This window comes from Streptomyces sp. Q2 (assembly GCF_056820935.1).
Window position 1 is genome coordinate 148,507 of the sequence record NZ_JBXEJE010000021.1, and the last position, 9,394, is coordinate 157,900.

The window sequence follows — 9,394 nt, forward strand, 5'->3', positions numbered from 1 at the left end:
GCGCCGGACCCGGGTCCGGGCCGCGGCTCCCACCATGCCTCACATGAGTCGAGGGCCCGGAACCTTACGGTTCCGGGCCCTCGACCCTGCAGTAGCGGGGACAGGATTTGAACCTGCGACCTCTGGGTTATGAGCCCAGCGAGCTACCGAGCTGCTCCACCCCGCGTCGGTTGACACCACCGTACGCCATGGCGGCAGGCACTGGAGACCACTGGCTGGCGGGGCATCGGCTTCTACCCGGCGAAGCCGACGTTGGTGACGGACTCGCCCTGGCCCCACGGGGAACAGAGGTCGGGCAGGACACCGGCGGTCCAGGCCTCGTCCAGGCCTTGATGATCGCCGACGCCCAGGTCCGACGATCTTTGGAGGTGCCAGCACCGGGCCAACCAAGTCAGTTGATTCGCTCGCGCACGCCCATGCACCGCGCATTGCCCCGTTACGGGACCGTCAATCGGTCCGGGCGCGGAGGCTTCGCGCCAGGGTGGGGATCATCACCGTCGCAGGGACGAGGTGTAGCCCGAGGAGGGCGGTGGTGGTGGCGGTGTCAGCCCCGGAGAGGAGGGGCGGGACCAACGAGATCGCGGTCAGCGACACTGCCGTCCACACGAATCGCTCGGCGGGGCGAGCGCTCCAACGAAGAAGAGCGACGGCAATGACGACGCCCACGACCGAGAAGAAGCCGGTCACCACGGCGAACCCAGGCAACGGGATCGCCTCGCCACCATCGGGGACCTCGAAGTCGACGCCAACGGCCTGGGCAAGCGCCGCGGCGAGGGTGGTGGCGACCATCGCCGCGAGCATGGCAATGAAGCCGGTACCGGCGAGCCCGCGGAGTCGGGAGGTCTGGCTGGTCTGGCTGGTCTGGCCCGATGCCGGGCCTGCGACGACCCCAGTGTCATTCGTGCTGTTCACGTCGTTCCTCCATGTCCGGTAACTGGCGTACGGGGCTTTGACTGGCATGTGACGGTCCTGGACCCGGGCTGCCGACCCGCACCCGCGCCGCGCGACGGCCGGGTTTCGCAGGGCGCGGACGCCGGTGCCGCGGAGTCAGACCCCGGCGCCGCGTCCGAGGACCGCCCCGGGCTCGCCCTCGTGCAGCGCCGGCTGTATCCGCCCGCGGGTGACGACGCGGAACGCATCGCCGCACCACTCCGCCACCACCACCGTGACACGCGCACCACCGCGCAGCGCGAGCGTCCGCACCGGGACTACTCCGTGCCGTCCGCCGGCAGGCGCTCCGGCAGCCCGAGCCGCGGGAACTGGTCGTCGTGGAACGTGACGATCTCGGTGATCGCCCCGCCGGTGACGCGCAGGACGTCGATCGTCAGCGGCAGGTACGCGCCCTCCCGCTCCCGCCAGAGGTAGAAGCCGACGGCAGGCTGTCGGTTCACGGAGGTGAGGACGCCGCGCAGGCCCTTCATGCCCTCGAAGCCGCTCTCGACCCAGTCGTTCACCACCGCGTCGCGGCCGACGTACAGGCCCGGCGTGGGCGGCATCGAGCAGCGGACGTCGTCCCGCAACAGTGCGGCGAGCCCGTCGATGTCCGTGGCCACGCTGGCGTCCGTGAAGCGGCGCACCAGCTCGCGCGTCCCGGCGTCCTGCTCGCCGCCGGTCCAGTCCTGCCGCTCGGCGGGCAGGTGCTCCCGCATGCCGGCGCGGGCCCGCTGCAGCGCGCTGTTCACGGAGTTGACGGAGTCCCCGAGGAGCTCCGCGACCTCCTTCGCCGGCCAGCCGAGCACGTCCCGCAGGATCAGCACGGCCCGCGGGCGCGGCGCGAGGTGCTGGACCGCGACCAGGTACGCCAGCTCGATCGTCTCCCGCGCGACGGCGACGGTCTCCGGCTCGTCTGCGTCGCCCGCGGGCAGCTCGTCGAGCAGCCGGTCCGGGTAGGGCTGCAGCCACAGCACCTCGCCGCCGGTCGCAGGCTCCGGGCGGCACTTGGCGAGCAGGTCCAGGCAGGCGTTGGTGGCGATCCGGTACAGCCAGGCCCGGAACGTCGACCGCCCCTCGAAGGTCTCCCGGCGCCGCCAGGCACGGAGGAACGTTTCCTGCACGGTGTCCTCGGCGTCCTCGAACGACCCGAGCATCCGGTAGCAGTGCACGTGCAGCTCCCGTCGATGCCGCTCCGCCAGCCCCGAGAACGCCGGCTCGTCGATGTCGCCCAGCCCGCTCACGCCCAGACCGCTCACGCCCAGCTCCTCCAGCCGCGTGTCCGCACTCATCACGTCATCCTTCCGCCTCGTCGTGTCCCGTCGTAGATGTGACGGGTGCGGGCGCGAAAACTCATCACCAGGGTCGGTCCACATGGCTGAGCGGCTCGCGGATAGAGCGCCAGGCGGTGGCAATCCCGACCCGGAATCCGGCGGCCAGGCCGGTGAGGGTGTCGCCGTTGCGCAGGTCGGCCAGGGCGAGCAGCTACCGCCCTTCACCACGGCGCTGACCTGCACCATCAGTCTGGAAACGGCGCAGAGTCCAACCTCGTTTACACTCCCGAGAGCGACTGGAAGAACCTCGGTACCGCGATCGACGGCCGGCCGACGTCAATGACCCGATGCCAGGCCATGACCGCGACGAATCGCCGAGAGGAATCTCTGATGTCCCACCCTGCGATCACTCGCCTCCGGCAGCTACTCCCGCCGCCTCCGTCAGGGGGTGACATCGTCGACTGGGGAGAGTTGTTCCGCAGGACTGCAATGACGCTGCCGACGGACTACCGAGAATTCGTCGAGACATACGGTGGTGGAGAGGTAGATGAATATCTGTCAGTCAGCACACCACCAGTCCCCGCTTCGGCCTACGGCGATCTGCTTGACGGCATAGATCCGGCCCTCCGCTTACAGGATCGTGCTGAACTTGCGAGTCACTTCCCAGGCAGTATTCCGCCTCCACTACTAGCGTTCGGCGCCACGGCTAGCGGCGACGTCGTGTTCTGGCTGCGTGTGGGGCATCCAGACACCTGGAGAGTGGCGACCTTCAGGAGACAGGTGCTCTACGGAATGAACTGTTGGACCATCTTTGATGGCGGCATGGCCGAGTTCGCGCTGGCCGCTTTTGCAGGGACGATCGAGCCATTCAGCGAAGGTTCACTCTCGCGAGAGTCGCATCGCTTTACAAGTTGGCAGAATGCGTGAAATCGTCGATGGTGATCGCTGTGCATGCTTGATGGTGTTTCGATCAGCGATCGGACCGTGATGCCCATATGGCGTCCGTGATTCCCCGCATCCCGTTGTAAATCAGCAAAGGACTCTATTGTGTCGACGATGAAACAGCTGAGGAATGTGCTGGGAGCACCCCCCAGCGAGGGTGAAGCGAGCTTCGACGGGGTAGAAAGTGTTCTTGGGGTCGAGCTACCGAACGACGTGAAGGCGTTCTGTTCCCTTTACGGGGACTTACTGATCTCCGACTTCATTTTCGTCTTCGGACCACGATTCATGGGCGAAAAGGGGGTATGGATGAGTGAATTCGTTCGGGACGGTCACTCCACCATCCCCAAGGCAGTGCTGCCTGACGCCGGCGGCATGCTCCATTGGGGCCATTCCATCGAGGGGGACAAGTTCTTCCTCGAGGACCGCGGGGCCGGCAGATGGACGGTTTCCGCGTTCCGTAGGAACTGGCATGACTGGTACCAGTCCGATGAAACCCTTACTGAATGGCTGGCGGACGTCTTTGCCGGGCGTCGCGCTACGGATTGGATGCCGGAATGGCCCGAAACCCACTGGTTTGAATAGCTCACGTTCAGGGGCCGCGATAACATCACGCGTGGATTGTGCGCCATTACCCGCCGTCCAGGGGCGTCGGCTGGGGGTGCGCCCACAACGTCGGTGGGTCAGACATCACGGGAACCTCATGCCGACGGGAGCCACACCATGAAGCGCCGGACCAGCAAGACGCCGTGCGACGCGCTCGGGCAACTGAAGGACACTGTCTCCCTGTTGCACGAGGACGGAGCGGCGGGAGACACAGTGGACTGGGAGATGGCGGCTGCCGACCTCGGTGTGCCCTCCTTCCCGGCTGATTACCAGGAGTTCGTCTCTGCGTTCGGTGCGGGATCAATCGAGGACGGCCTCTTTGTGTGGATCCCGCGCCCCGGAAGCGCGAGCGCCCCGCTGACCACGGGGCGCCTACCGGACAGCGCTCTACGTCCGGGCGCGATGAGCAACTGGCAGGATGCCGCCGCTGGCTCCCTGGACCGGCTGGAGGAGATGCTCGTCTGGGGGCAGACGAACAGCGCGGACGCCCTGTGCTGGGTGACTTCCGACCCCGACCCCGACCCCGACCCCGACCGGTGGCCGGTGGCCGTGTGGGAACGCCAGGGCGGAGGATGGAGGGTCCACGACTGCGGTATGGCGGAGCTCCTCTTGGGGCTGCTGCGAGGCGATTTCCCAGAATGCCCCGTGAGCGACGAATCCCTGTGGGGAGCCCAAAGCGCCCGGTTCCTGAACTTCAGGGACGAGGAGCGCTTCCTCGACGCAGGTGTGGATCCGTGGACGGGCAGATCGCTGAACAGATTCGACTGACCAGTCCTTCAGGCGAGGCGAGGGGTGGCGACGGCCATGACACGGCGAGGCCGCTGGGTCCAGCAGGCAGCGGTGTCGCTCGCGTTGCTGTGCGCGGCTGCCGGGTGCGGTCACCGCGTGAGCTTCCGGCGTCGCACGCGCAAGGTGTCGGCGGCGCCCCGCCCCTCGAGGACGGCGGTACCGCCGCGTTAAGCGCATGCGGCACGTTGGAGCATCCTCACCTCTCGGACATCACCTTCCAACGTCCTGCCGCGTCGTATGTGGCGCAGGCGGCGTAGTCCTGCAGAGTGCCCCAGCGGGGGAAGAGCACCGGTTCGGCGTGGTGTGTGTGTGGGGGCACCAGCCCCCACCGTCGGATGATCAACAGGCTGCTGTTCCGTTTAGCGGCGCCTGGTCTGCGCGGCGAAGGCATCGAGCAGGGCGAAGGTGCGCTTCGGCTGTTCGAGGTGGGGCAAGTGGCCCGATTCCGCTACCACTTCGAAGCGGGCGTCTGGGAAGGACGCGGCGTACGCCTTGCCGTATGCCGGGGTCGCGATGCGGTCACTTTCGCCCCACAGAACGAGGGTGGGAACGGTGACGGCCGCGAGACGGGGGCGGAGGGTGGGATCGTTCATGGCGGGACCGCCGGAGAAGAGACGCAGGGCTGCCATGTTGGCCTGGATGACGGCGAGTCGCTCGGCCGGGATGGTCGACGGGTCGACGTAGAAGCGCTCGGAGTCGTGGTACGCGTGCTCGGCGACGCCCCGCGCGTCGAGGGCGAAGAAGTCGCGGACCGGTTCGCCCTCGACCTCGATGCCGACCGAGTTCATCAGAACGAGCCCGCTGATCAGGCCCTTCGTGTCGGCGGTGGCCAGCTCGGCGCCGATCCAGCCACCGAGTGAGGAGCCGACGACCAGGACGTCGGACAGGTGGCGGTCGCGCAGGAGGCGGAGGTAGGCGGCGGCGAGATCGGCCACGTGGGTGCAGTCGGTGGGCCGCGCGGTGCCGTTCCAGCCCGGGTGGGTGGGCAACAGCGTGGGGGCGGTCGTGGCGAAGTGTTCGGCGATGGGGGCGACGGTGACGGGACCGCCGCCGCCGTGCAGGACGAGGACGGGACGACCGGCAGCGGGGCCGGATTCGGTGATGGTCAGTTGCGAGGACATGCACAGGACTTTAACTAAGGATGTTTATATAAACAAGCTTGGTCATGCTGCTAGTCTGGGGAACATGGCCGTTGAACTGCAGATCCTCGGACGGGCCATGAAGGCCGCCCAGTACCGCCAGCACCGGGCGCTCGACAGCCGCCTCGCGTCCATCGGCAGCACCCTCGCGCAGTGGGACGCGCTACGGGCGATCAGCCGCACGCCGGGCGCCAGCGCGCGGGAACTGGCCGCGGCGACGTTCCAGAGCGAGCAGGCGTTCGGCACGCTCGCCGGACGCCTGGCGGCGCAAGGGCTGCTGGAGCGGCGCCCCGGGCACGGCCGGCGTATCGAGCATCACCTCACCGCCGAAGGGGAACGCGTGCTGAAGGCGGGCCACGAGGTGGCGGACTCCGTACTCGCGGAGTGCTTCGAGGGCCTGGCGGAGCCGGAGCGAGAAGCGCTGCTGGGGCTGCTGCGGAAGATCGAGGAGCGGGTACCCCAGCAATGACGGAGCCGCCCGCCGGTATGTCCCCGATGGCGGGCGGCTCGTGCCGTGGGTGTTCAGAGATCGAGGTCGGCGGCGGCGCACATAAGGCGTCCTGGGCCGCTGGACGACACCGGCCGGGGCCGGCGACGGGATTCGAACCCGTGTTACCCGCTTGAGAGGCGAAGTAGCCGCAGCCTGCGCACCTGAACATCAGCAGCGTAGCGCGGGCCAGGCGGCCGGGCACCTGCATTTCTGGCGTCTGGTCGGTCGCACAGTCAGGCTGCGTGCCGACTGAGAAGTCGATGATGTCGACAACTGTCCGGACACACCCCAACGATCATCCGGACCGTCCCGGCATACATCCCAGCCGGTAGGTGCGGCGCTGGCCGCTCTGGCCCCGCGGCGGGTCCGGGTGGAGCATGGGAGGTGAGCGAGCAAGGGAGGCCCGCCATGAAGACCGGAGCCTCGGACTACGACCGCTGGCTGTACTCGCACACTCCCTCCCAGGCCGAGGGCGAGCGCGATGAGCCGGCCGAGCGTGCGGCGGTGGAGCAGCACCCGGACGTCCCCAGAACCGAGCCGTCCCAGGCGGAGGGCGAGCGCGTGGACGACTTCCGGACCACATGACCCCCGATCAACGACCAAACGATCAGCGAAAGGGCAGGGCGGCGCGCCTGCCGGTTCACTCCGGGATCGCCTGGAGCGCTGTGTCGGAGTAAGGAAGGAGCAGGCCCCGGGCGTACTCACACAGCGCCCGCCCCGCCTGGTCCCCGGTGACCTCTCTGACCCGCACGCCCTGCCCCCAGGTCGCAGGCATGCGGTCCTGCACGCGACGCTCTGACGGCCGAGGGCGCCTTCGAGGTCTGGCACGGCCTGGTCCCCGCCAACCGACTCGCGAATACCCACCGAATTCGTTTCCGTTACACCTTGTGACGTGGTCACACCGTCGAGGGCCTGGCCGCCCCCGTCTGCATCCTTGGACAGGCGGGGGAAGAACTTCTCCGTGTCGGCCGCATCGACGCGGTGAACAAGTCCTCGGTGTTCACGATCTTCCTCAACGCCTCAGCGACCGTAGTGGTGGCCTTGGAGGACCCCGGTCCGGCGCCCCGCACGCGCCGGCCGACAAAACCGAGTGACAACACGGCTGCCTTGGTGACACCAGTCGCGCCTCCGCTCGGCGGTAGCCCTGCACGGTGCGGGTCGAGACGCCCAGGCATTCGGCAAGGTCCGAAGCGCCAGTCGGTCGGCAGGGCCGAGCTCCCCCAGCTGCGCAAGCGCGTCCACCTCACCGCCCTACCCGTTGCACCGTTGAGTCGAGGTGTCGGTGGGCTGCCGTAGGGTCCGCCCATGACCACGACGTTGATGACCTATGCGGGACCAGGCGAGACCGATGCGCTGGTCACGCGCACAGGGGGAACACCACTGGCTCCTGCGGGCACGGCATGGCCCAACTGCGCGGAGTGCAATGGGTCCATGCAATTCCTGGCCCAGGTCGTCCTGGATGGCCGAGGCCGCCCGATCGACCAACGCCACACACAGCCCGGACTCGTCATGGCGATATTCATGTGCCAGAACGATCCAGGCATGTGCGACGAGTGGAGTCCGACCGCCGGCGGTAACCAGGCTCTGCTCTTCCCTTCGGACAGGCTGAAGCCGATGGCCGCGCCCGAACAGGACGAAGACCAGAGCGTTCTCCACCTCGGGGCGGTCAACGCCGTCACCCTGGTGTCCTTGACTGCCGCCGACTACGACAGCGCACGCAAGGAATGGGGCAGCCGCAGGGGAAACGACCTGAGGAATGTTCTGGGACAGCTCGGCGGACAACCCGCCTGGCTGCAGGACGACGAGACACCCACATGCCCGGCCTGTACCCGGCCCATGGACCTCGTGGCACAGTTCGAGGAGGGACCAGACCACGTCACGGCCATGAACTTCGGAGGCTGCGGCACGGCGTTCGCCTTCGCCTGCGGTTCCTGCACCCGGGCTGCCTTCCTGTGGCAATGCTGATCGCCGACATGGGAGCCGTGCCGACGACCTCATCCGCCGGCAGAGGCCCCTCCCCCACGGGCCGATGAGTTCGTTACGGCCTGATCGGCTCCGACATCTCGGAGAGCGTCCGCGGATTTCTACCGTCGGTACGACGGTCGCACGATCTCGGCACGACGGTGGGCAAGCCGTCGGCACGACAGTGGGCAAGCCGTCGGCACGACAATGGGCAGGCCGTCGGAGCAAAGCCATGGATATGGCTACGCCGCTTTGGCGTTGTCCCGCTCCAGTGCCGCGCGCAGCCAGTCGTCCGCGGACCCGGGGGTCGGCTCCGCCCGGCCGCCCGGCGGCGTGAGCACCACGGCCGTCAGCTCCCAATACCGGTCCAGACGCGGCCCGGTCGCGAGCCGCGCGGCCAGCAGGCGTCGGAACTCCCGGGTGTCCCGGCTGCCGTACACGCTGGCGTACACCGCCACGTACGCGTCCAGTGCCTCGCCCGGGAACGGATCCCGTGCTCGGCGCAGCTGGGGGGCGGTGAGCTCGTACGCCTCGGCGAGGCCCGCGTACAGCACGACCGCCCCTCGGGTTCCGGCCACTCGGTGCACGTCCGGCTGGGGCTGCCGGCCGGCGGGACAAGGGGCTGTCGTCATCGCGTGCAGCTGGGCGAAGGCGAGCACCTGCGCCGGGGCCGGCTCGTCGGGCGGCTGCGGAACGGCCACTTCCAGAAACGCCGACGTCGCCCGGGCCGGCATCCGTGGCGGCAGCCAGCCACGCCAGAACCGGGCCAGCGGTGCCGTGCTCGGCGGGCTGCTCACCGCGCCGATCAGCCGCAGCCGGTCGGCCCGCTTCTCGGGTGGGCACTCCCGCACCAGCCGCAGCGCCGCCTCCCGCCAGCGCAAGGTCTTCAGCTCGCTGCCCAGCTCGCGCAGGCGGCCCGCGACGGCGTCCTCCAGCACGCGGCCACCCGGGCCCTCGTCCTCGTCCTCCAGAACCCGGCGCACCTCGGGCAGCGGGAGATCGAGGGCGCGCAGGGAGCGGATCAGCCGCAGCCGCTCCAATGCCTCGGGGCCGTACCGGCGATGCCCGCCGCCGCTGCGGGAGGCCTCGGGCAGCAGAGACCGGTCGGAGTAGAAACGGACCGTCTTCACGGTGACACCCGCCCGCTCGGCGAGCTCGCCGATGCTCCAGAGATCCTCGTGCGACATGGACAGTTGAACCTCCCTCTGGGGGAGTTCCTACGGTACCGGCGCGGGGGGCCGGGGGGGGCCCCCCGGCCCCGGGCC

The 9,394-nt window shown here is 68.8% G+C and carries 11 protein-coding genes, 1 tRNA gene and 1 pseudogene; 6 read left to right on the top strand and 7 right to left on the bottom strand.

The window, feature by feature from the left end:
* Positions 1-92 precede the first annotated feature (92 nt).
* The 5 genes and pseudogenes from ACWBNA_RS24365 to ACWBNA_RS24385 form a co-directional block, all read right to left on the bottom strand.
* A tRNA-Met gene (locus ACWBNA_RS24365) sits at positions 93-166 on the bottom strand.
* Between the two features lie 281 nt (positions 167-447).
* On the bottom strand, positions 448-912 hold the full coding sequence (locus ACWBNA_RS24370; protein WP_482706621.1) for a DUF6069 family protein: 465 nt from the start codon (positions 910-912) through the stop codon (positions 448-450).
* Between the two features lie 135 nt (positions 913-1,047).
* Positions 1,048-1,203 (bottom strand): hypothetical protein, encoded by a 156-nt coding sequence (locus tag ACWBNA_RS24375; RefSeq protein ID WP_482706622.1) that lies wholly within the window; start codon positions 1,201-1,203, stop codon positions 1,048-1,050.
* A gap of 5 nt (positions 1,204-1,208) precedes the next feature.
* Positions 1,209-2,222 carry an RNA polymerase subunit sigma-70 gene (locus ACWBNA_RS24380; RefSeq protein WP_482706623.1) on the bottom strand — a complete coding sequence of 338 codons (1,014 nt, stop codon included), beginning with the start codon at positions 2,220-2,222 and terminating at the stop codon, positions 1,209-1,211.
* A 94-nt stretch (positions 2,223-2,316) separates the two neighbouring features.
* A pseudogene (locus ACWBNA_RS24385) lies at positions 2,317-2,415 on the bottom strand (IS5/IS1182 family transposase); the annotation flags it as partial.
* Positions 2,416-2,693: 278 nt separating this feature from the next.
* On the opposite strand from ACWBNA_RS24385, the gene ACWBNA_RS24390 reads away from it, so the two are divergent.
* The 3 genes from ACWBNA_RS24390 (at position 2,694) to ACWBNA_RS24400 (ending at position 4,517) form a co-directional block, all read left to right on the top strand.
* On the top strand, positions 2,694-3,131 hold the full coding sequence (locus tag ACWBNA_RS24390) for an SMI1/KNR4 family protein (protein ID WP_482706624.1): 438 nt from the start codon (positions 2,694-2,696) through the stop codon (positions 3,129-3,131).
* Positions 3,132-3,260: 129 nt separating this feature from the next.
* On the top strand, positions 3,261-3,728 hold the full coding sequence (locus tag ACWBNA_RS24395) for an SMI1/KNR4 family protein (RefSeq protein WP_482706625.1): 468 nt from the start codon (positions 3,261-3,263) through the stop codon (positions 3,726-3,728).
* A gap of 138 nt (positions 3,729-3,866) precedes the next feature.
* Complete coding sequence (locus ACWBNA_RS24400) at positions 3,867-4,517, top strand: hypothetical protein (RefSeq protein ID WP_482706626.1); 651 nt, start codon at positions 3,867-3,869, stop codon at positions 4,515-4,517.
* A gap of 380 nt (positions 4,518-4,897) precedes the next feature.
* On the opposite strand, the gene ACWBNA_RS24405 is transcribed toward ACWBNA_RS24400, so the two are convergent.
* Complete coding sequence (locus ACWBNA_RS24405) at positions 4,898-5,659, bottom strand: alpha/beta fold hydrolase (protein WP_482706627.1); 762 nt, start codon at positions 5,657-5,659, stop codon at positions 4,898-4,900.
* A gap of 64 nt (positions 5,660-5,723) precedes the next feature.
* On the opposite strand from ACWBNA_RS24405, the gene ACWBNA_RS24410 reads away from it, so the two are divergent.
* From ACWBNA_RS24410 to ACWBNA_RS24420, 3 genes are all read left to right on the top strand, one after another.
* Entirely contained in the window at positions 5,724-6,146 is a 423-nt protein-coding gene (locus ACWBNA_RS24410; RefSeq protein WP_482706628.1) for a MarR family winged helix-turn-helix transcriptional regulator, read from the top strand.
* A gap of 429 nt (positions 6,147-6,575) precedes the next feature.
* On the top strand, positions 6,576-6,752 hold the full coding sequence (locus ACWBNA_RS24415; protein WP_482706629.1) for a hypothetical protein: 177 nt from the start codon (positions 6,576-6,578) through the stop codon (positions 6,750-6,752).
* 720 nt (positions 6,753-7,472) lie between these two features.
* Positions 7,473-8,132 (top strand): DUF1963 domain-containing protein, encoded by a 660-nt coding sequence (locus ACWBNA_RS24420; RefSeq protein ID WP_482706630.1) that lies wholly within the window; start codon positions 7,473-7,475, stop codon positions 8,130-8,132.
* A 239-nt stretch (positions 8,133-8,371) separates the two neighbouring features.
* Here ACWBNA_RS24420 and ACWBNA_RS24425 read toward each other — a convergent pair whose 3' ends face one another.
* Positions 8,372-9,316: a MerR family transcriptional regulator gene (locus ACWBNA_RS24425; protein ID WP_482706631.1), complete on the bottom strand. Its 945-nt coding sequence runs from the start codon at positions 9,314-9,316 to the stop codon at positions 8,372-8,374.
* Positions 9,317-9,394: the final 78 nt, after the last annotated feature.